Raw genomic sequence first — 21,613 nt, 5'->3', positions numbered from 1 at the left:
AGACTTTATGCCTCCTCTTTCACGAACATGCCAAGCATGCGGTCGGTGACGGCGAAACCGCCGAAGATATTGATGGAGCTGACCACGATGGCCGCGAACGCGAGACCGGAAACCAGCAGGTTGGAGCTTCCCACCTGGAGAATCGCACCCACCAGAACAATGCCGGAAATCGCGTTGGTCTCAGACATCAGCGGTGTGTGCAGGCGTGGCGTAACCGCGGAGATCACGTAGAAGCCAAGCACGATAGCCAAGGTGAGAACCATGAAGCTGGCGCTCACGCTGTGCGGCGCGCTGAGCATAACCACAATTGCCAGCAGTGCCGTCAGACCCAGAGCAATCTTCGAGCCCAGGCCCGATCCCATGAAAGAAACCTTCTCCGGCGCATTCTCTTCTAATGCAGCCTGCTGAGCCTGCTGTTCCTGCAGCGGGGCAGCAGGGGTGACAGCGACCTTGATTGGCGGTGGTGGCCAGAGAATCTCAGCTCCGGTAGCGCCGGCACCATTCTGTGGGCGAGCCTTTGTCACCGTGATGCCACGGATAATCTCGTCCTCGAGATTGAGAACTGGAGAGCCATCCTTTTCTGGCGTAATCAGCTTGAACAGGTTGAAAATGTTCTGGCCGTACAGCGACGATGCCTGTGCGGGCAGACGTCCTGCAAGGTCGGTGTAACCGATGATGGTCACCCCGTTGTCAGTGACAATAGTCTTGCCTGGAACGGTCACCTCGCAGTTACCGCCACCGGCGGCAGCCATGTCGACGATGACGCTGCCTGGCTTCATAGCTGCAACATCGGCAGCAGTCAGCAGCAGCGGAGAGCGGCGGCCCGGGATATTCGCGGTGGTGATGACAATGTCAGCTTGCGCGGACTGCTCGGAGTAGAGCTTCGCGGCAGCGGCAGCCTGATCATTGGTCATTTCCTTGGCATAGCCATCTTCGGACTTCTCAGTGGCAGCCGGAATCGGGATGAACTCTGCACCCATCGATTCGACCTGTTCACCGGCTTCAGGGCGCAGGTCTGTTGCCTTGACAATCGCGCCCATAGAGTTGGCGGTACCGATTGCGGCAAGTCCGCCGACACCAGCGCCGATGACGTAAACGGTAGCTGGTGGCATCTTGCCTGCGGCAGTCACCTGACCAGTGAAAAGGCGACCATATGCAGAAGCCGCTTCGACTACTGCGCGGTAGCCGCCGATGTTGGCCATCGACGACAGCACGTCCATCGACTGTGCCCGGGAAATGCGGGGAACTGCATCCATAGCAAGGGCAGTGATGTTGCAGTGCGCGAGCTCTTCGACCAGCTCTTCGTTACGGCCTGGTGCAAGTCGGCTAATCAGCATGGCACCGTCGTTAAGCAGTGCACGGAACTGCTCCGGCGGAGTGTCGAGCGTTACGACGATATCGCTGTGCCAGACAGACTCGTCGACAATGGTGGCACCGGCGGATTCGTAGTCCGCGTTGGTGAACTTTGCAGCCAGGCCGGCGTCAGCCTGCACGGCGACCTCGTAGCCAAGCTTGACGAGTTTGCCGACGGTTTCCGGGGTCGCAGCCACAATTGTTTGCTGGGGATCGGGTTCTAAAGGGATGCCGATTCTCATTGTGGGAGTTCTTTTCTGTTCGGGGGTTTTATTAAGGGCCATGCGCACTCGGTTGTCGGTTAACAGTGAGTGTGGGCGTGGCCGCTTTCTCCTTGGTGCCAATAAGGTATGCGCTGGTGGGGAGGCAGCGGAGGCGTTTGTGGAAAAAGGTAATAAAAATATGTGGGTAACGGTGGTGAGGTGGGTTTTCTGAATTTGCACACTCTTGCAAAGGGGGTAGGAAATGGGGGTGAGGGTGTTAATTTTGAGCGAGAGTGAACATTTGTAGCGGCCTGAATGATTGTTTGAGGGGTGAAGTATGGGGGAGGATATTTCTGTCTTTACGTACGTCGTTACGCATTAGGTAGATTTGTATTCCAAGGTTTTTGGCAAGAGTTAAGGAAAACGATGATTGGTTCACTAAGTGCCGCCGGAAAGACCGTGTTGGCATCCCGCCGAGGGCAGGGGCGTACGTTCTCGAAGGTGGTTGCTCTCTCGCTCGCAGCTGGTGTAGTTCTCAGCGGACAGGTGCCAGCGCAGGCGGCACCGCGCATTGGTCAGCTACCGGACATCACTGCACGCGAAAGCACTATTGACTACCAGAACTCGGAAACCGTGGACAAAATTGGCGGTGGTCTGGTGGATGTCATGGGTGGCGTGAACCGTGTCATCTCCGGTGGCGAAAGTGGCCATATCACCGAGCCGTTCGCCCCAGAGGCGGGGCAGCTGCGCAAGGAGTTCGGAGCGATGGGCTCCCATCCAGTTGCCGCAACCCGCGAAGCAATGCCATGTGATGGTGTCGTCTACACCATCTATAACCGCGTACTGCGGGACCTCCACGGTCTCCACGGCACCACCGGCTGTTATGACGTACTGCCAGAATCGGCCAACGCCTCCCCAGTTGGCGCGCAGCTTATCTACCCGGCGGATATTGACTCCATGGAGTCTGCGCCACTGATGGTTCTCAGCCCTGGCATTGGTACTGAGCCGGGTATGTACGACGCGCAAGCGCGACTCTATGCAAGCCACGGATACGTCGTGGCTCTTGGCTACAACTTCACCAACTGGTTCGCGCCACAGATGGTGCTGGCAGCTTCGGTTGCCGCAGCGGCCAATGAGGACGAGTCCACACCACTTGCAGGCAAGATCGATTTCTCCCGCACGATGTTGGTCGGGCACTCTGCGGGTGGTGGCTCCGCAATCTTCCTGAACAACAGGATGGATAAAGCCTTCCAGGCTGCGGGTATCGATATGGTCACCCGCGGTCTGGTCGCCATCACCCCAGGGCCTTCCGACGCTGGACTAATCTCCACACCGCCGGAGATTCCAAGCCTGGTGGCCATTGCGGAGCACGAGGACATCGTTCCTTTTGATGCGGATCGACGTGGTTACCGCGATGCTGAAGGGCCCGCCTGGGAAGCGGTAGTCACCGGTTCCTACCACGGCACCTACCTGGATGATCCGTCTAAGAATGTGCTTGGCTCGCTGGTGCTGTCCTTTAGTGAGTATGTGCTCGGCGGAACGAGTCGAGCAAAGGCCGTCTATGAGGGTGCTAACTACGGCCTGGCTACTGACTCCGAGCTCAAGGACGTTCAGCGCAAGGGCGTTTAGAGCTGGCTACTCCATCGACTCTGGAATCAGCTTTGCCGCGGCCTCGGCGATTGCCTTACGCTGTGCTTTCGTGAGCTGATTGCCGTTGAGATAGTCGTTGGCCCAGAGTCCATCGGAAATCATTTGGACAACGTAGGCCATGCAGGCTTCCTCATCGGTGGCAATCTGTTCTACCGGCGGATTCCACCGGCGCAAAAGGCGCGTCCAGATCTCGCGCAGCTCCGGTTCGGCGGCAGAGTCGATGGACATGAGTAGCTCGGCCCTTGTTGCTGTCTCCAGCGAGACCTGGAGGTTTGCGCGTAGGCGGTTGGCGGGGGATACCTCCTCCGCAGGCCCACCCGCGGCTTCGATAAGCTCCTCTTCCCATAACTGCGCCATGTGCTCATGGACGCTGCGAATCATGTCTTCGCGGGAGGGGAAGTGGTAAATCAACCCTGATTTACTCATTCCGCATTGAGTTGCGACATTTTCGTAGGTGACCTCGGAAAAGCCGTTTGTCTCGATAATCTCAACGATTGTGTCGAGAATGGCAGTGCGCTTACTCGTGCGCATATTCAGTCTCCTTCGGGTTGCCGCGGAATGCCACCGCAGTCGCAATCGCTGCAATGACAGCAACGACAGCCAGCATAATCAAAATGGCCAGGTAGGAACTGTCGAGGCCGGCGCGGGCGCCGTCGTTAAGCGCTGGCGTGTGAAGTGCATCGGGGAGTGAGATGCTGGCGTCGACAGGCGTGAACAAGGCGTAGAACATGGGTAGGAGGCTGCCTGTGATTGCGACGGTGATCAGTGTGCCAAATTCGTAGGACACGGATTCCATCGCCGCCGCCATGCCGGCCTTTGACCTTGGGGCTGAGCCGATAATCGCGGTCGACGACACCGACATCGCAGAACCTGCGCCCGCGCCGAGCAGTATCAGTCCTGCGATCATGAGCGGGAAATTGCCCGAGGAAACACCGTAGTACATGCCTGCCAGGCCGATGGCGTTGAGGAGGAATCCGCCGGTGATGAGTGTGCGGAAACCCACTCGATGCAGCACCATGCCGCCGATGACACCAACTGGCAAGGACGCCAGTGCCGCGGTGGCAACTAGCAAGCCCGCATCGAGTGGTGTGTATCCGACGGAAATCTGGAAGCGCTGCGTCGTCATCAATTCGGCGCCTGCCAGGACAAACATGGCAAGCGCGGCTGCCAGCACGCCACCGGAAAACATCCGCGAACGGAAGACGGAGAAGTCGATGAGGGGTTCAGTGAGACGTGCCTGACGACGCTGAAACAGTACCGCGCCCACTAGCCCGCAGGCGATAGCCGCGACGATGACGGTGGAGGAGTGATGACCAGCGAGTTCCTTAATGAGCGAGACCAGGCCCAGCATGGCCAGCATCGCGTAGAGGCTGGTGAGAAAATCCCAGCGCTTGGCTGGGTTGGGCTGATTCGGCGGAGCAAAAATCAGCGTGCCAATGATTGCGAAAACTACTACAGGGATATTGATAAGGAAGATTGAGCCCCACCAGAAGTGCTCCAATAAGAAACCGCCAACGACGGGGCCAGCGGCGGCACCCAGTGTTGCCGTGGCAGACCAAATGCCAATAGCTGTGGCAAGTTCACGAGGGTGGTGGAAGGTCTCACGTAGCAGTGCGAGGGTCGCCGGCATCATGGTCGCGGCGCCCAGTCCTAGACAGCCGCGGGCGATGACCAGCGCCCAGGCGTGCGGCGCAAAGGCCGCGGCCAGGGAAGAGAAGCCAAAAATTGTCAGGCCCACAAGAAACATCTTGCGGTGACCGATGCGGTCGCCCAGGGTGCCTGTGCCGAGGAGGAGTGCGGAGATCACCAGTGGGTAGGCGTTGATGATCCACAGGCCCTCTAACTCGGTTGTGTGGAGCTGCTCGCGCAGAACCGGCAGAGCAGTGTAGAGCACCGAGTTATCTATGCCGATGAGTAGTAGGCCGGCGCTGATGATAGCGAGGAAGATCCACCTGTGGGTGACTGAAGTGGGCGGATTAGCCCTCGTGGAAGCGGCGTGGTCAGTACTTGTCATTCCAGTAACTGTAACGAACGTTCGGTTTAGTTACAACCTCTAAAGGGTGCTGATTTAGACCTAAAACTTCAAGAAAAGTAAGCCGATCCCGCCCAAGGAGCCGGTGAAAAAGTGTCTAAGTTGCAGGCGTTGTTGAGGTGCGAATTCACGGACGCCGTTCGATCCCCCGTGGCGCCCGAGCGGGTAAAAGTCAGCATGAACGCGCTGACTTTATGCTCGGAGGCTTACGCGCTGACTTTACGCTCGGACGTTGTGGCCAATCACCGCCGGGATAGTAATGGGTGCATCCCCGAAAAGCTCCTTCTGGTATTCGTTCTGCTCGAAAGCGCCAGCATCGTTATCCCTGATCGTGGCCACGTTTGTCAGTTTGCGTGCCGACGGTGCGGAACCCTTTTGGAGCAATCCACCACGGCTGCCCGCAGTGGTGGCCGCGAAAGCCCCTGCGCCACGGTTTCCAGCAGCGGCGCCCGCGGTTCCGCCAGCAGCACCCGTAGCTCCGGTAGCAGTACTGTTGCGCGCACTGATTAGGGAATTCATCAATCCACTTCCGCGCTGTCCAGAGCTATTCGAGACGGTTGGCAAGGCAGAACCAGCGACCCCGGGACCCAAGCCGGTTCCCATCCCGCGACCCGCTGTCGGCGCTGGCATACGACCGGGACTCGAAGCCGGAAATCCCGAGGCCGGGGGACGGGGGCTTGAGTTTCCAGAATACGGCAGTGCCGGGATATTGCCCGCTGGTGTGAGTCCCGCAGTGCGTCCTGCACCGAGGGAGCCAGCCGGCCGGTTGCCGTGAACTCCGTAAGGCGAAACTCCTTGCGGTGATGAGCGTTGAAGTGGGGGTGCTCGCCCCCGAAGGAGCGACCATGGCTGGATTCGCCGCATTCGGTTGAGCCATAGCTGATTTACCGGTCGGGGATGTTGGCGAGATTGTGGAGCTCGTTGGGCTGCTAGGTGATGCGGGGTGCACAGGGGTAGCAGACGGATTAGTAGGGTTCGACAAAGTCGAAGCGCTCGGTTGCAAGTGCGAAGGAGCGGAAGGGCTCGCGGTTGTGGATTGCGGTGTCGGAGAATCCGGAACAGTTGAGGTGGCACCAACTGGTGCGCTGGCGGCCTGCATGCTTCCAGCCATCCCCGCAGGCGAAAGGCTGAACTGGCTAGTTCCAGAACGTCCGGCGACTGTGGCTCCAACGGACACCTCGGCGGTCACACCACTTCCCGCATCGGCAGAAACCAGGTTAGGAATTCGGGGAATAGCGGTCTGTAGTTGTGCGGTATACGGACCAGAGAGAAAGGCTGCTACCTCGGCCTGTTCAAAAGCCTTTTGCGCGCCAGGGTTTGGGAGTGCTTTGGACTCGGCTTCGATCGCTGATAGTGCATTGACGGCCATCGCCTTCACAGATGGCAATACGGCAAGGTGCCCGGCCATGACCTCAGATGCGGTGGCGATGCTGGTAGCGCGTGCGGCCAGACCTTTCATTGTTGAGTCCGCAGCAGAGAAGACAGCACCGCTGTTGCTCGACACCAAGCCGGATGAGATGGAGGTTAGATTGCTGGCCAACGTGGTCATAGTGTCGGCGAAGTTATTCCAGTAGGCGATTGCCTCGGCTACGGCACCGTCGTTTGTTGAGGAAAACATGGATAGTAGGGACTTCGCATCGAGACCAAGTTCCGCGGAAAGAGTGACTGGCGCGAAAGTGAGACTTCCAGCTTCAAACATCGGCCGACGCTGAAATACACCGCTTGTGCGCGCTACTTCGGCAAGGGAAGCGCCGTCACCATTGAATGGGTTAATGCTTCGAAGAATCCGATTCATGGTGGACTCGTGCTCAGTGATCACGCGACGGAAGTCAGCGAGATTTGTTTGCGCCCACGTGAGCTGTTTGCCCAGAGACAATCCGATGGCAGCAGAGCTTCCTGAGCTGCCGGAAATTGCGAGACTGTGTTCTGTCGCCACCAGCTGGAGTGACGGAACCTGTGAGTAGCCGGCCAAGTTTGGCTGGATATGGATGGCATTATTTGCCAGCAAATTCGTGGAATGGAACTTCTGAATTGCAGAGTCGATTGTTGGAATTACGGCATGCATCATGATTCTTCCCCCAAATAATCAATTAACAGCTCATTTACTGGAGCGCACAGCCGGTGCTGTGGGTCAGGGCTATCTTGTCCGGTTGTGTCGATAACGAATCCGAGAGCTCCTTGTTCTGTTTCGACAGAAGCAATACAGGCGGAACTTCCGAGCGGATTGATTTGAGTGAATGTCACCCAATTGAAAATCCCTTCGTGATGAGCCAAAGGCTCGGCACTGTAGCGTTCGAGTTGTGAGTGAGCGACCGCAGCATGCCAGATGCTCAGCAGGCCGGAAGCATCGGATTCAATAACGCAGCCAATCTGTTTATTTCCTTCGATTCGGCCCTCCATGTACGTCTGCTCCTGGAACCCCAGCCTGTCTAAACGCCCCATAATCGCAGGGTCGTCACACGGATTGGTCAGGACGAATTCGGGTGCGTCGTAGTTGTAGTGCCCATCGGGACCAAGTGGAGCATCACCGGGCTCCGGCGGATTGTTGGGTGGAAGCACACCCGCAGGTAACGTCACGCCCGAGTCAGTAGTCATGGTTGTCGCATTGTCGCCGACAGGTTGAACGTCCTCGCCGGATGCCTCGGTCGATGCGCAACTAGTCCCCGTTATTCCCCATAGAAGTGCTGACAGTAGGGCGGCAGTAGTCGCCTTTTTCAATTTTCCCTCCCCAAAGAATTTGTGTGAGAAAGATATAACACCGCGGTCGCAATTGCGCTTGCTGAGAAGCCGAAAAAATAGACCGGCTGTGGATAACTTTTAGGGGGTGTGGACAACGCGGTCGCCGTGCAAAACGACGCCTCTGCGTAGCCACCACCTGCACCTTTGGGGTGCGTTCTCCGGGGCGTCGTTAAGCGTTGGTGGACAGCATGGGTGTAATAACCGAAGTAATCCGAACGATTGGTTAGACTATGAGGCGCATTACAAAACCACGGGAGTGCCAACCGAAATTCCGGCACTGAGAGGACGCTAGGGATCGAGCGTCGACCGGACGAACCTGAATCTGGGTAATACCAGCGTAGGAAAGGGATGTGTTGCTTCATGGCCGCACGTGTATCTGTATCCGCTCCACCGAAAGAGGGCGAGGTTACAACTGGCCCGATTTACCGCAGCAACAAGCATTACGACGAGGTTGCGTTTAGCAACGATTTCGGTGAGGCGAACCTGCGCATTCCAGTCCGTCGAATCAATCTGACGGACGGCACTCACTTCGATGCATACGACACCTCGGGTATTTACACCGAGGAAAACCCGGAACTGAATCTGAAGGAGGGGTTGGCTAAGACTCGTGACTCTTGGCCGAAGGCTCCGGCGGTGCCGGCGGTTGCGGGGTCTGAGGACGCCCCGAAGGTCAAGACGCAGCTGGCATGGGCTCGTGCGGGAATTGTCACCCCAGAGATGGCATTCATTGCCGCTCGTGAAAATGTGGATCCGGAAGTTGTGCGCGAAGAGGTTGCTGCGGGGCGCGCCGTGATTCCGGCCAACCACAAGCACCCGGAGACCGAGCCGATGATTATTGGCAAGCGCTTTGCCACCAAAATCAACGCCAACATTGGTAACTCGGCTGTGACTTCGTCCATCTCCGAAGAGGTGGAGAAGATGGTGTGGGCGACCCGTTGGGGCGCGGACACCATCATGGATTTGTCCACTGGTAAGGACATTCACGAAACCCGCGAGTGGATTCTGCGTAACTCCCCGGTGCCGGTTGGTACGGTGCCGATTTACCAGGCGCTGGAGAAGGTCAAGGGTGACCCGGCCAAGCTGACCTGGGAAATCTACCGCGAAACCATTATTGAGCAGTGTGAACAGGGCGTGGACTACATGACCGTTCACGCGGGTGTGCTGCTGCGCTACGTGCCACTGGCCGCCAACCGCGTTACCGGCATTGTCTCCCGCGGTGGTTCGATTATGGCCGCATGGTGCCTCGCGCATCACCAGGAGAGCTTCCTCTACACGCGCTTCGCTGAGCTGTGCGACATTCTGGCACAGTACGATGTCACGTTCTCCCTCGGTGACGGCCTACGCCCGGGCTCCATTGCCGACGCTAACGATGAGGCCCAGCTGGCTGAGCTGCGGACCCTCGGCGAGCTGACCAGGATCGCCAAGTCCCGCGGCTGCCAGGTCATGATTGAAGGCCCAGGCCACGTTCCGATGCACAAGATCGCTGACAACGTGAAGTGGGAAGAGGAGTGGTGTGAGGAAGCTCCGTTCTACACCCTCGGCCCGCTGGCAACCGACATCGCGCCGGGCTATGACCACATCACGTCGGCTATCGGCGCGGCAATCATTGCGCAGGCTGGTACCGCCATGCTCTGCTACGTCACGCCGAAGGAGCACCTGGGTCTGCCGAACCGCGACGACGTCAAGGTCGGTGTGATTACTTACAAGATTTCCGCGCACGCCGCTGACCTGGCAAAGGGGCTGCCGCGCGCTCAGGAGCGTGACGACGCGCTGTCGAAGGCCCGCTTCGAGTTCCGTTGGCATGACCAGTTTGCACTGGCTCTGGATCCGGACACTGCGCTGGATTACCACGATGAGACCCTGCCCGCAGAGCCGGCAAAGACCGCGCATTTCTGTTCCATGTGTGGTCCGAAGTTCTGCTCCATGCGTATTTCCAAGGATGTGCAGGACTACGCGAAGGAACACGGCCTGGACTCCGTTGAAGCTATCGAGGCCGGCATGGCTGAGAAGTCCCAGGAGTCCGCTGATCAGGGTGGTCGCGTCTACCTGCCGATTACCGCGGAGTAATTGGTTGCGTCAAAGCTGCTGAAGCAAGCCGCGGTCGAGCTCTATTGGGCTTGGCCGCGGTTTTCTTTTGCTCTCAGCCATTTCTTCCAATCCCAGCGTTGAGACTCTAACGGGGGTGGATAAGGCGCGCCTTAATAACTAGGTTAGGTGGGCCTAATATGCGGGGTGTACATTGCTTGTATGCACAGTCTGAAGTTCCTGACTTTCGATCATTCCCACGGCCATCTTGCGGGTGCTCACGAAACTCGCCTTTCGTCCGGCTTTGAATCATCGCCCGTTGGAGAAGGCAAGCGTCGACCGGTGAGGCAGAGTGCGCGCAGAGGTGTTACTGCGGTTTCGCTGTCCGGTGCCATGGTCCTTTCGGCGTTTGTGTCCCCAGCAATGGCTGAAACTGCGAAGCCAATCGTGCCAGACAACTTTCCCAATGTGATTAATCCAGCGGAGAACTTCCAGCCGCAGGATTCGAAGTATGTCGAATCCCCGGAAGTTACTGTCACTTTTGAGGACGGCACACCAGCTGAAGGTGCCACGGTTCATCGCGGCGATGTTCTTATCGTTCGCGGTAGTGGTTTCAACCCGTCGGCCAACCGTGGTGGTTACCCGCTTCCAATTCCTCCGGGTGTGCCCAATGGTGTTTACGTTCTCTACAGTGCGTTCCCAGACTCCTGGAAGCCAAGTGAAGGTGCTCCGTCCTCGTCGCGGAAACATCCGCACGACAACATTGCTTGGGTCACGCCGGCTGGAACTCTCGAGGCGATACCGAACCAGGGCGTCGACATGCGACGTTCTATCGCTCGTCAGGCTACCCCGATGACAGATGACGGCAGCTTTGAGGCTCGCATTGTTGTTAACCCGCCAGAGACCCCAGCTGGTGAAAACTGGGGCATTTATGTTTACCCGGCAGCCGGCTCCATTAATGAGGCCGAGGAAATCTACATCCCGTTGAATTATTCGGATGCTCCGGGCAAGAATGCCCCGGCTCCCTCCAGCGAGGATTTAGTAATTTCTGTATCTGCGCTGGAGAAGGTATTCGGCGCACTGGGTGGTGGCGTCACTGCCAAGAACGGTGCCCTAGAGCCTGAGGCCGGTGTCGTCTCATTCACCCGCGACAATGACAACAGTGATGTCGAAGGGGAGAGCTACCGCGGAGAAGTTCACATCACCGCGAAGTTCAGTCTGGTTCATGTGGTCGTTCGTAATCCGCGCATTGAGGAAGGCCCGACCGGAAAGATTATTACGGCAGAGGTCTCGCAGGGCTACGATGTCGGCCCGGATGAGATGGAGCGCATGCCCATAGCCGCCGTGGTCGACAGCGATGGAGATCAGCTGATTACGACCATCGGCACTATTTCACAGATTCGATAGTCCTCCGGCCATCACGGCCGCCAACTGTCGTCCTCCTGGCACTTTGTTCAAAGAAAGCCGTCATACCTTGTGGGTTCTTGCGGGGTGTAACCACTGCCGTATTGGAATCACTACATTAGATAGAGGCGCTTACCAGCGATGAGGAGGAACGTGGGACGGCATAGTCAGGCAGAAGGACCTGTGTCACAGGATGGCGCATCGTCACAGGCTGCGGAGTCGCAACGTGCTGCTGCGAAGTCTCGGTCACAGGTCTCGCGAAAAATGCGGGCTCGCAAACCCAGTCAGACCCCCGCGCTGGCGCAATCGCCTGTGATGAGCTGGCCTCTTATTCTGGTCTCGCTGCTCGGTGGTCTTGCCTCGCTGTTGGCCTGGAATGGTCGTACTCAGCCGGACGATTGGGCTTCGCTCTGGGTAGGCGGGCTACTTATGGACAGGGGACTTGAGTCCCATCTCTATGACGCCGATCCAATCGATTTCACCGCCATGAATGGAGAGGTCTGGCCACGCCTGGCGCAGGAAGTGTCTGCGCCATTTACGCATCCCTTTGTGCAAAACCCTTTGTTCGCAAAGGCTCTGGGAGCGATATCCCACGTCATGAGCTTTGAAACCTCGGTTGCTTGGTTGCTCTTTCTCTCTGGAATGGCCGTCGTGGTCCTCGTCGCAGCCTCCTACCACCTGTGGTTTCGGTCCACCATGCCCTGGGGCATCGCAGCGCTGGTTACCGCATGCGTATTCGCTCTGCCGACCACTCTTAATTCGTTCTGGATCGGTCAGACGACACCGCTGATTGTCGCGGGCGTCGCCTATGGTCTTGCTGCCTCGCGCACTCGTCATTGGCTCGCGGGCATCCTGCTCGGCATCGTCGCATCCATTAAATTGACTCCGTATGCGCTCATCGCTGTGATGCTCTTTTTCGCTTATCGACGCCGCGCAGCCCTCTGGTCGCTGGCCACCACGGCGGTACTGGCGGTCTGGATGTTTATCCGCGTTGATATGTCGGTGATTTCGGATTGGATTGATCGAATCGGCGACATTGGTTCATCGGTCTTGGTCGGCGGTGCGAATCAGTCGTTGGCGTCGACTTTAGCCACAGACCTGGGCAAACCTGATTTATTAGTAACAGTGGTTCGTGATTACCCGAGTCACGTGAAAACGATTCCACTGTGTATTGCGCTTGGCGTGGTGTTGATGGTCACGGCAGTTGCGTGGTTGAACCCGGTCTACCGGTTTGAATTTCTGATTACGGGCGCTTGGCTTATTGCAGCCACATTCTCATCGATTCTTTGGACCCACTACATGTTGATGCTGGTCACATCTGTGTTCGGTTTGGCCGCCATGGCGCGGACCCGATTGACCAGACAGTGGCCGTATATCGGTATTGCGTTGCTAGTGGTCCTGCTGACGTTTCCTGTGACAAACCCGATTGCTGCTACGCCATATACCGGCGGATTTATGTATTCGGGGATTACTGCGATGCTCTTGACGCTGGCATTGATGCTAGTTATTGGTGGCTGCCACGCGTTTGCGGTACATCGGTATGGCGATGGTGATACAGGCGAGGTTGGACCTGGTTTTGGTAGTGAATTAGCTGTTGTGGAGACGTTGAAATTTCCTCAGCCAGAGCCAATGGTCTTATTCGACTTGAGGAAGCGCTAGATTTAGCGACTCAGCATAGAGACGATGTCACGGGGAGACATGTCGCTGTAGATCTCGTTCCGGGTGCTCTTAACCTGGTGGCCGAAGTGGACTGCGTTAGCGTCACTGCTGGTGTCGCGGGCAAGAGCCTCGCGCAGCGGCTGCGAGAAGAAGGCGCGCTTGGTAGTGAAAGAACGGGGGAACAGGTTTTCAAGGCTCACGGTATAAACCCTTTCTGTGGTCGGAATCCGGTCGGGACTCCGGTTTGAGAGTTTCTGTATTCAAATGGTTTTCTTTGATGCGGTTGCCACTATATGTCTGAATATGCCCGATATCGAGTTAAAACGGGCAAAAGTGACTAAGCGGATACCGTTCCCAACATGAAAGCTGCATCACACTGAGGACCGGCTTAATACTCGGTCACGGTCAGTTGTGGGCTCCAATACAATGAAATGCGGAATCAATTTTGAAGTAGGAGTTTGGCTATGGCTATTTCTTCGGCACCCACCCCTGAGTCTCCGGATTCGGCGGATACCTCGGACGCGGCATCGCGCAGCGTTCCGGCGGCAGCGCTCAGTCACGTTGAGGATCTAATTGATTTTGTGGCTGCGTCGCCAAGCTCATTTCATGCGGCACAACAGGTCGTTGACCGTCTGAGTGCAGCCGGTGCCACGGTCGTCGACGAGCACGAACAGTGGCCAAGCGAACCCGGTGCCTACGTCCTGCGTCGCGATGGCGCCGCCGTTGCTTGGATCGTCTCGGAGACACCGGCTGCCGATTTGACCGGTTTCCGTATTGTGGGTTCCCACACGGATTCGCCCGGTTTTCGTGTGAAGCCCAACGCGCGCACCTCCGCCGCAGGCTATGCACAGGTCGCCGTCGAAGTCTATGGCGGCGCGCTGTTGGGAAGCTGGACCGACCGCGAAATTGAGTTCGCCGGTCGTGTAATTGATAAAAATGGCAATGAGCACCTTGCTCGCACCGGCCCGGTCGCGCGCATCCCGCAGTTGGCTATCCACCTCAATCGTGCGGTTAACGAAGAGGGGTTGAAGCTCCACAAGCAGAATCACACTGCACCGATTATCGGAATGGATACCTTCGGCACCGATGTGCACCAGGTCATCGCCGATGCAGCGGGCCTGTCTATCGACGACATCGTCGCCTGGGACCTCATTTCCTTCGACACTCAGCAGCCGCGCACCTTCGGTGCTCACGATGAGTTCCTGGCTTCAGGCCGGCTGGACAATCTGCTCAGTGTTCACTCCTCCCTGGTCGCCTTCGAGGCCTTGCTCCGCCAAGACTGGAGCACGTCAACCACTATCCCCGTCATGGTCGCTTTTGACCACGAGGAAGTCGGGTCCGCCTCCACCACGGGCGCTGCAGGGCCACTGCTTGCCGACGTTCTGTCCCGCATCGCAGCGGCCACAGGCGCTGACCTGGAACGCACCCAGCAGCTTTACCGCGGTTCCATCTGTCTCTCTGCCGACGGCGCACACGGTGTGCACCCGAACTATGCAGGTGAACACGAGCCGGGGCACCAGCCGGAACTCAATGCTGGCCCAGTGGTGAAGATCAATGCCAACCAGCGCTATGCCACCACGGCGGCTGGTCAGGCCGAGGTTGTCCGAATTGCAGCGGAAACCACCAAGCGCATTGGTCAGGAAGTGCCGGTGCAGTATTTTGTCTCTGCGAACCATAAGCCATGCGGCTCCACTATCGGCCCAATCACCGCAACGCGACTGGGTATTGACACCATTGATATCGGAGCTGCGATGGTCTCCATGCACTCGGCGCGTGAGATGTGCGGCACGATTGATCCATGGTGGTTGGCCGAACTCACCGTGGATTTTTGGGGTGCCGGAAACTAGCAGCTCGCTGGCAGCGCTTAAGTCACCTCTAGCAGGGGAGATGTCGGGGCGCTGTGGCCGTCGTGAAGCGAAAATGGGTGAGGGAATTTCCGTAGCTGCTCGTCGTGGAGTCCATTTTCTGTCATGCTATGAACCATGACTGATGCTAACGACACCCTGCCGTCGCACCGCCTTGAAGTACCCATCGAAGAGGCGGTGGCATGGCGTCGCCAACTGCACCAGAATCCGGAGCTGAGCTTCCGGGAGTACCGGACCTCGGACATGATTGAGGATCTGCTCAATCAGTGGGACATCCCGACGTACCGGTTGACCCCGACGTCCGTAATTGGCGTCATCGAGGGCACAGCAGGCGACCCCAGCACGGGCCGTGTGATCGGCTACCGCGCGGATATTGATGCGCTGCCGATTCAGGAGGAAACGGGACTGCCGTACGCCTCGCGCACGCCGGGTGTGATGCACGCCTGTGGTCATGATGTTCACACGGCGATGCTGCTGGGCACTGCGAAGGTGCTTTCCGGAATGCGCGATCAGCTGCACGGCAAGGTGCTGTGCATCTTCCAGCACGCCGAAGAAATGCTGCCGGGCGGGGCTCGTGAGCTGGTCGACAAGGGCGCCGCCGATGACTTAGATGAGGTCTATGCCTTCCACGTCGCGCCGCATCCGGTGGGGCATGTTGGGATTTGCGCTGGGCGAGTGACAACTATGTCGGGCATCGTCTCCATCGCGATTCGTGGCCGTGGCGGACACTCCTCGAACCCGCAGCTGTCGATTGACCCGGTGCTCATCGCCAGCGAGGTGACTCTGATGCTGAACACGATTGTCTCCCGCGATGTGGATCCGAAGCACATGAACATTGTCAATGTCGGCTCACTGCATTCAGGTGAGGCCGGCAACGTGATTCCGGATACGGCCAACCTGGAAGTGTCCATCCGCTCGGTGGATGAGGCCGACTGGGAGATTGTCTGCCAGCGTATCGAGGCCGTCGTCAACGGCGTCTGCCAGGCTCACGGTGCACAGGCGACTTTCGACTGGCAGATTCCGTACCCGATGGTGGTCAACGCCGACATTGCGGTCAATCGTGCTTGGCATGCGGCGACGAAGGCGGTTGGCAAGTCCAAGGTGTTCGCTGCCGATCCGTGGGCTCCTTCGGATGATTTCTCGTATTTTTCCCGTGAAGCGCCGGGCTGTTACATGTTCCTCGGCACCGGTGGCCCGGAAGCGGGTAATCCCTTCTTTCTTCACAACTCCAAGTTTAAAATTGTGGAGAGAGCCATGGTCAGCGGCATGCGCACGGAAATCCAAATCGCGCTAGATGCACTGAACCCGTCGAAGAGCCAACCGCCGGAGCGCCCTGTCGCATCTCCGATCATGCCCGCAGCAGGTACCGTGCCTCCACGGCCGCGGAATGCAGGCCTTGGCACGCCGAAGTCGCATGCGGGCCAGGCGCGGGCGTCGTCAAGCGAATCGGCGGGGGAGACCTCACCGACCCCTGAGGCTGCGACGGCACCAGATAATTCCAATCAGCCTCAGGCACCTAGAGAGGATGCATAGGACAATGTCCACTACCCCCAACGCCCCTGATAAGACGCTCGCTGCCGCCGCACCTGAGTGGACGAAGTGGGCGATTGGATGGCACGTCTATCCACTGGGGTTTGTGGGAGCGCCCATCCGTGAGAAGGATCGAGGCGCCGCGCCGGTCAATCGAATTCGCAAACTGATTGACTGGCTGCCCTACGTCCAGGAACTGGGACTCAACGTCCTGCAACTGGCACCAGTTTTCGAGTCCACCAGCCACGGCTACGATACCGAGGACTACTACCGCATTGACTCGCGCCTAGGCACCGAAGAGGACATGAAGGCCGTCATCGAAGCTGCCCATGAGCGCGGCATCAAAGTGCTTTTCGACGGCGTCTTCAACCACATCGGGTCAGAGGCGCCCGCGCTGAAGACCGCGAAGGAAAACCCTGACTCTGAAGAAGCGCAGCTCTTTGCGTTTACGCACTCAGATGGCGACATGATCGCGTCGGTGTTTGAGGGACATGAGAGTTTGGTCGAATTCGATCACACCAGTGACGCGACTGTTGATTTTGTCGTGAACGTCATGAATTACTGGCTGGTGCGGGGGATTGATGGCTGGCGCCTGGATGCGGCCTACGCAGTGGATCCACAATTCTGGCACAAGGTTTTGCCGCGAGTGCGTGCTGAGCACCCGCATGCTTTTATCTACGGGGAGGTCATCCACGGCGACTATGCGGAGATTGTGTCGGTGTCCGGCATGGACTCGGTGACGGAATACGAGCTGTGGAAAGCGACCTGGTCGGCGCTGAAGGAGGAAAACTTCTTCGAGTTGGACTGGACTCTGAAGCGCCATAACACCTTCGCGGAGTCTTTTGTGCCGGTGACGTTTGTGGGAAACCACGATGTTTCACGCATTGCGACACAGGTAGGGGCCGACAAGGCCGTGCTGGCGGCAACGGTGCTGTTTACCGTGGCCGGTGTGCCACTGGTCTACTACGGTGACGAACAGGGCTATACCGGTCTCAAAGAGGAACGCATCGGCGGTGACGACCAGGTCCGTCCAGTGTTCCCGGATAGTCCGGAGGAACTCTCTACGCTCGGCGAGGCTCTCTACCGCTCCTATCAGCAGCTCGTTGCGTTGCGCCGCCGATTCCCATGGCTGCACTCCGCTCGCGTGGAGACTGATGAATTGCGCAATGGTTTCCTTCGCTACCGCGTGATCGCGACCGATGCGGCGCTCGTGGACGATGCTGCCGGGGCCTCGGGTGAGGCTGGAGTTTCCGGCGAGATGCCCTCGCTCATTGTCGAGCTGAACCTGGAAAATGGCGCAACCAGCGCGGTAATCCGTGATGGTGACCACGTGGAATTTGAGTTTTCCTAGGCTCTCATCGTGGCTCTAGGCTGCCCCCAGAGAACCAAAACCGCCCGGACACCATGGCCGGGCGGTAATTCTTTCGCGCCCCATCGATGAGTGGGCACAAGGGGTAGTGACTGCGTTTCTGTTTGCTAACTACCTCGGTTTTCGCAGTTTCAATTATTGAATCTGCAGTTACATCTCTGCGGTCTCAGCAGGAGTCATCTCGTCGGAGGGTGCCGGTGTGGTGGCCTTCTGCTCGAAGGTCTCCGACGGGTTGGCCTGGTCGCCGACCTTTACGTCCGAGTCAACCTCGTTCGGGGGAGAGCAAGCGACCAGGGCTGCTGCGGCAATGGCGGATGCGGCGATAGCGCCGGCGATGCGGTTACGCATGGATGTGGCTCCTCTGTCGGAAAAACAATAGCTACAAGGGCTAATGAACTTTTCTCACATTATCCTAAAGCAATATCTTAGAGGATTCTTAACGGCTTGCGGGAACCAAGGGGCCAATCGCCCCCGCGCCGATGCATAGCGTTGCCCCCGGAGACGCCTTTTCCACATCGACACGGAGAGTATTTCCGCCACCGTTGAGGTACGCATAGCGCGGCCGCAGATCGTTGTTCATCTTCACGACCGTGGAACCAGCGCGGGTTTGCTCTTCAGTCTCGAAAGGATTGGGTAGCGACAGGCGCACATCCATGTCCTCAGAGGCGGTGGCCGGGAACTCAAGCACCCAGTCACCGAGCTTGATAATGTTCTCAAGCTTGATGTCCTCCGACGCAGTGCCGTCCTCACCAACTGTGATGTGATGGCCACACTGCTCGACAGGGCCATCGGTGACCCGGGTAATCTCGGAGACCTTGGCGTCGATAAGCGAACCGTCGGTATTGAACATGCGTGGGTGACCGGTGACGCGCTCAAATGGTGGGCGATCGGCGACCGCATCAAAAACGCGCGAGTACATGTTCATCGGAGCGGCGACGGGCACGAGAATCTCGAAGGGGACGGGCTGGTCAATGAGGTTGTAGTCGATCGCCTTGTCGGGGCCAGCGGCGTCGGCCTCCTCGCGCAGCGCGGACAGCGACGCCTTGGTGTTGCCGATCCACTCCATTGCGATGTCATCAGACCAGGCATTGCGGTAAGTAACCACGGAAATCGAGGAGGTGACCGCCAGTGCGACACCCAACGACCAAATCAGAATGTGCGTACGAGCCGGTAGCAGAGCCGGCGCCTCGTCCTTTGGCGGGAGTCCCGCCAGGGAGATCGCGACACAGATAGCGATCACGAGCGCGACATCAGAGTAGTAGTGCAAAGTGTGCGCCAGCACGCCGGAGGTGTTCTCTCCCGAGCGGAACAGGGTGATGGCGAACAAGGTGGTGAACATGTACGCCACCGATAGCGTCCACGGAGCCCAGCCACGGTAGTCGCGGCCAATGAGGGTGGCAGACAGAATCAACAGAATAATGCCGCCGAGAGTAATCAGCTGAGACGAAGCGGAGGCAAACGGCTGTCCCGGAGCCCAACGTTCCCAACTTGTTGGCCCGCCGATGATGCCGGCAAAAATCTGGCCGAGGCCGTTGAAGAACAGTTCGGGCTGTAGCTTGTCAGAAATGAAGCCGGTAGTTTCGGCGGGGCCGAAGTAGTACCACAGTGCCCAGGCGCCGGTCAGCAGCATCGATGGGATCCAGATGACTAGGCCGCGACGGAGAACCTGCAGGATATTGCTGCGCTCCATGTAAGCCAAAGTGATGACAACCAGCATCGAAATCGGCGCGATAGCCAGGGACTTCTCAAAGAATCCCAGCGCCACTGCCAGCAGTACAAACAGACCAGCGGCTTCCCACGGGCGGGGGCCGAAAGAACGACGCATAGTGGTGCGAATAGCGACAATCATGAAAACCACGAATGCCAGGTGGAACGGCTGGGAATTGGCCGCAGCCGACCACCAGGTGTCTCCCGGAAGCATCAGCGGAGTCCAGGCGACGACCGTGATGAGGAAGAGCGACACCAGCGTGCGGCCAGTGAGAAGCTCAAAGAGCTTAGTGGTGGCGTATGTCAGCGCTACCGACATCACGGCCATGGTGATAGCCGGCAGCCACCAGTTCCACGGCGCAATGAGGTGATAGAGGCCTTGCACCAGGAAGGCCAGTGGTGCAAGGTGCCCGTCGTGATCCTGAAGCAGGTAGTCCTTGCTCAGCAGCGAGGTGTCGTAAAGGCGGCCAACGATGATGAAGTCATCCCAGTAAAAACCATGGCTAGTCAGAACCAGAATGCGAGCGACAAGCTGTATCGCAATAACAACTCCGATGAGTGGCCACCACTGCTTCGCAGACAGGTCAAGTCTCTCGCCCCACGTCAATGAGGGCATGTAGTATGGGCGAGAACTTTCCTGCTCAGCGGTGTTGTCAGCACCAGGGAACTCGGCAGTTTTCACTGCGGAATCCGCGGCTGTCCTCTCATCGCCGACTGTCGGCGGATGAGGGGTTTGGGCAGTTGGGGTATCTCCAGTAGATGACCGCTCGGCTTTAGTCATGGTTCCTTATGTTATCTAGGCCATCTGCGGGGCGCGGTAGGGTAGGCAAAAGTTAGTGCTTAGGGCGTGTCGGCACAGGCCCCATATGCCGCTAATGAATACATCAAAATCTTTTGAGCAATATCGCTCGAGTTAAAGAAAAAATGGGAGCAAGTGAGATGACGCAATCGGCGAGTGCAGCACGCGCTAACTTCTCATGGCGCAATATTGACATCATCATTGCAGCTGTTATCGGCGTGGCCGTTGGCCTGATTTTTGTTATCTGGAACATCATCGGCGGTGCGGGCTATGAAGCAGTCAACGCGCTTACTCCTGGCCTTGGCGGTTTGGTCGCGGGTATGTGGTTCCTCGGTGGGCCACTCGGCGCGTACATCATTCGCAAGCCGGGTGCCGCTATCTTCGTTGAGGTAATCGCAGCGACAGTTTCAGCACTAATCGGTAACCAGTGGGGTATCCCTACCGTGTACTCAGGTTTGGCGCAGGGGCTCGGCGCGGAGCTGGTGTTCCTCATTCTGACGTATAAGAGCTACAACCTGGCCACCGTGGTTATCTCCGGTCTCATGGCAGGTGTCGGCGCGTGGACCTATGAGTTTTTCACCGGCAACCTGGCCAAGACTTTCGAATTCAACATCATCTACCTGATCTCCACGGCGCTGTCTGGTGCCGTCCTCGCCGGTCTGCTGGCTTACTTCCTGGCTAAGGCACTGGCGGCAACTGGAGCGCTGGATCGGTTTGCCATCGGGCGAGAGCGGCACGGCGACGTCTAGGAAAAATCGATGACAGATGAGGCGTTGACGCGGAGGCCGTCGTCAAGCGGAAATGTCCCTGCGGTGAGCGCGCGGGGGTTCGGATATCGGCACGCGGGGCGCAAAGCTGCGGTACTGAATGACATCACACTGGACGTGGAGCGTGGTGAAAAGGTGCTGTTGCTCGGCGCGTCGGGGGTAGGGAAGTCGACGCTGCTTGCCGCTATTGCTGGCGTACTTGGCGACGACTCCGATGGCGAAGCCACCGGAGAGCTCCTGATTGAAGGTTGTACTCCCGCTTCCGCACGGGGCGCGGTGGGCTTAGTGCTGCAAGACCCTGACTCGCAGACGATTAGTGCCCGCGTTGGCGACGATGTTGCCTTTGGTGCGGAAAACCTTGGCGTTGCCCCGGCTGAGATCGGCAACCGAGTACGCGCCAGCCTGGATGTGGTGGGACTGGATTTGCCGCTGGACCATCCCACGCACCGGCTTTCCGGGGGACAGAAACAGCGCCTCGCATTGGCGGGTGTGCTGGCGATGGGCGCACGGG

The 21,613-nt window shown here is 58.1% G+C and carries 18 protein-coding genes and 1 riboswitch; of the genes, 10 read left to right on the top strand and 8 right to left on the bottom strand.

From position 1 onward, the window contains the following. Positions 1 to 5 precede the first annotated feature (5 nt). A complete protein-coding gene (locus HMPREF3011_RS07205; protein ID WP_070841335.1) occupies positions 6 to 1,595 on the bottom strand; it encodes a Re/Si-specific NAD(P)(+) transhydrogenase subunit alpha in 1,590 nt (529 codons plus the stop codon). A gap of 387 nt (positions 1,596 to 1,982) precedes the next feature. Between HMPREF3011_RS07205 and HMPREF3011_RS07200 the strand changes: the two genes are divergently transcribed. Continuing rightward, on the top strand, positions 1,983 to 3,185 hold the full coding sequence (locus HMPREF3011_RS07200) for an alpha/beta hydrolase (protein WP_038628255.1): 1,203 nt from the start codon (positions 1,983 to 1,985) through the stop codon (positions 3,183 to 3,185). A gap of 6 nt (positions 3,186 to 3,191) precedes the next feature. Here the strand turns inward: HMPREF3011_RS07200 and HMPREF3011_RS07195 are convergent, their stop codons facing one another. The 3 genes from HMPREF3011_RS07195 to HMPREF3011_RS11450 form a co-directional block, all read right to left on the bottom strand. Further along, positions 3,192 to 3,737, bottom strand: coding sequence for a TetR/AcrR family transcriptional regulator (locus HMPREF3011_RS07195; protein WP_038628259.1), 546 nt, complete (start codon positions 3,735 to 3,737; stop codon positions 3,192 to 3,194). After that, the gene (locus tag HMPREF3011_RS07190; RefSeq protein WP_070841334.1) at positions 3,724 to 5,220 is read right to left on the bottom strand and encodes an MFS transporter; all 1,497 of its coding nucleotides are present in this window, start codon (positions 5,218 to 5,220) and stop codon (positions 3,724 to 3,726) included. The genes HMPREF3011_RS07195 and HMPREF3011_RS07190 overlap by 14 nt, the downstream gene beginning before the upstream one ends. A gap of 237 nt (positions 5,221 to 5,457) precedes the next feature. Beyond that, on the bottom strand, positions 5,458 to 5,757 hold the full coding sequence (locus tag HMPREF3011_RS11450; RefSeq protein WP_246817328.1) for a hypothetical protein: 300 nt from the start codon (positions 5,755 to 5,757) through the stop codon (positions 5,458 to 5,460). Positions 5,758 to 6,644: 887 nt separating this feature from the next. On the opposite strand from HMPREF3011_RS11450, the gene HMPREF3011_RS11445 reads away from it, so the two are divergent. Then, a complete protein-coding gene (locus HMPREF3011_RS11445) occupies positions 6,645 to 6,812 on the top strand; it encodes a hypothetical protein (RefSeq protein WP_224433626.1) in 168 nt (55 codons plus the stop codon). A gap of 490 nt (positions 6,813 to 7,302) precedes the next feature. Here HMPREF3011_RS11445 and HMPREF3011_RS07180 read toward each other — a convergent pair whose 3' ends face one another. Further along, the gene (locus HMPREF3011_RS07180; RefSeq protein ID WP_246821460.1) at positions 7,303 to 7,833 is read right to left on the bottom strand and encodes a hypothetical protein; all 531 of its coding nucleotides are present in this window, start codon (positions 7,831 to 7,833) and stop codon (positions 7,303 to 7,305) included. Between the two features lie 384 nt (positions 7,834 to 8,217). Next, a riboswitch (TPP riboswitch) is annotated at positions 8,218 to 8,339 on the top strand. Between HMPREF3011_RS07180 and thiC the strand changes: the two genes are divergently transcribed. The 3 genes from thiC (at position 8,338) to HMPREF3011_RS07165 (ending at position 13,065) form a co-directional block, all read left to right on the top strand. Further along, a complete protein-coding gene (gene thiC / locus HMPREF3011_RS07175; protein ID WP_070841332.1) occupies positions 8,338 to 10,044 on the top strand; it encodes a phosphomethylpyrimidine synthase ThiC in 1,707 nt (568 codons plus the stop codon). Its footprint overlaps the riboswitch before it by 2 nt. 381 nt (positions 10,045 to 10,425) lie before the next feature. Further along, positions 10,426 to 11,409 (top strand): HtaA protein, encoded by a 984-nt coding sequence (locus HMPREF3011_RS07170; protein ID WP_246821458.1) that lies wholly within the window; start codon positions 10,426 to 10,428, stop codon positions 11,407 to 11,409. A gap of 261 nt (positions 11,410 to 11,670) precedes the next feature. Then, a complete protein-coding gene (locus HMPREF3011_RS07165; RefSeq protein ID WP_246821457.1) occupies positions 11,671 to 13,065 on the top strand; it encodes a glycosyltransferase family 87 protein in 1,395 nt (464 codons plus the stop codon). Positions 13,066 to 13,067: 2 nt separating this feature from the next. Here HMPREF3011_RS07165 and HMPREF3011_RS07160 read toward each other — a convergent pair whose 3' ends face one another. Beyond that, positions 13,068 to 13,265, bottom strand: coding sequence for a hypothetical protein (locus HMPREF3011_RS07160; RefSeq protein WP_049180842.1), 198 nt, complete (start codon positions 13,263 to 13,265; stop codon positions 13,068 to 13,070). Between the two features lie 264 nt (positions 13,266 to 13,529). Between HMPREF3011_RS07160 and HMPREF3011_RS07155 the strand changes: the two genes are divergently transcribed. From HMPREF3011_RS07155 to HMPREF3011_RS07145, 3 genes are all read left to right on the top strand, one after another. Further along, positions 13,530 to 14,912, top strand: a complete 1,383-nt coding sequence (locus tag HMPREF3011_RS07155; protein ID WP_070841331.1) for a M18 family aminopeptidase — start codon at positions 13,530 to 13,532, stop codon at positions 14,910 to 14,912. A 135-nt stretch (positions 14,913 to 15,047) separates the two neighbouring features. Then, a complete protein-coding gene (locus HMPREF3011_RS07150; protein ID WP_038628279.1) occupies positions 15,048 to 16,463 on the top strand; it encodes a M20 metallopeptidase family protein in 1,416 nt (471 codons plus the stop codon). Positions 16,464 to 16,467: 4 nt separating this feature from the next. Beyond that, positions 16,468 to 17,811, top strand: a complete 1,344-nt coding sequence (locus HMPREF3011_RS07145; protein ID WP_038628282.1) for an alpha-amylase family protein — start codon at positions 16,468 to 16,470, stop codon at positions 17,809 to 17,811. Positions 17,812 to 17,979: 168 nt separating this feature from the next. Here the strand turns inward: HMPREF3011_RS07145 and HMPREF3011_RS07140 are convergent, their stop codons facing one another. Further along, positions 17,980 to 18,177 carry a hypothetical protein gene (locus HMPREF3011_RS07140; protein WP_038628285.1) on the bottom strand — a complete coding sequence of 66 codons (198 nt, stop codon included), beginning with the start codon at positions 18,175 to 18,177 and terminating at the stop codon, positions 17,980 to 17,982. Between the two features lie 88 nt (positions 18,178 to 18,265). Next, positions 18,266 to 20,317 (bottom strand): DUF2339 domain-containing protein, encoded by a 2,052-nt coding sequence (locus HMPREF3011_RS07135; RefSeq protein ID WP_038628287.1) that lies wholly within the window; start codon positions 20,315 to 20,317, stop codon positions 18,266 to 18,268. A 158-nt stretch (positions 20,318 to 20,475) separates the two neighbouring features. Here HMPREF3011_RS07135 and HMPREF3011_RS07130 point away from each other — a divergent pair, with 158 nt between their 5' ends. Together HMPREF3011_RS07130 and HMPREF3011_RS07125 are read left to right on the top strand one after the other, a co-directional pair. Further along, a complete protein-coding gene (locus HMPREF3011_RS07130) occupies positions 20,476 to 21,084 on the top strand; it encodes an ECF transporter S component (protein ID WP_038628289.1) in 609 nt (202 codons plus the stop codon). Between the two features lie 9 nt (positions 21,085 to 21,093). Next, positions 21,094 to 21,613: ABC transporter ATP-binding protein (locus tag HMPREF3011_RS07125; RefSeq protein ID WP_141764763.1), on the top strand; the 520-nt coding region annotated here is incomplete at its 3' end.

The organism is Corynebacterium sp. HMSC074C04 (genome assembly GCF_001838295.1).
GTDB lineage: Bacteria > Actinomycetota > Actinomycetes > Mycobacteriales > Mycobacteriaceae > Corynebacterium > Corynebacterium amycolatum.
The sequence above is the reverse complement of the archived record's forward strand: the minus strand, read 5'-3'. Positions and strand labels throughout refer to the sequence as shown.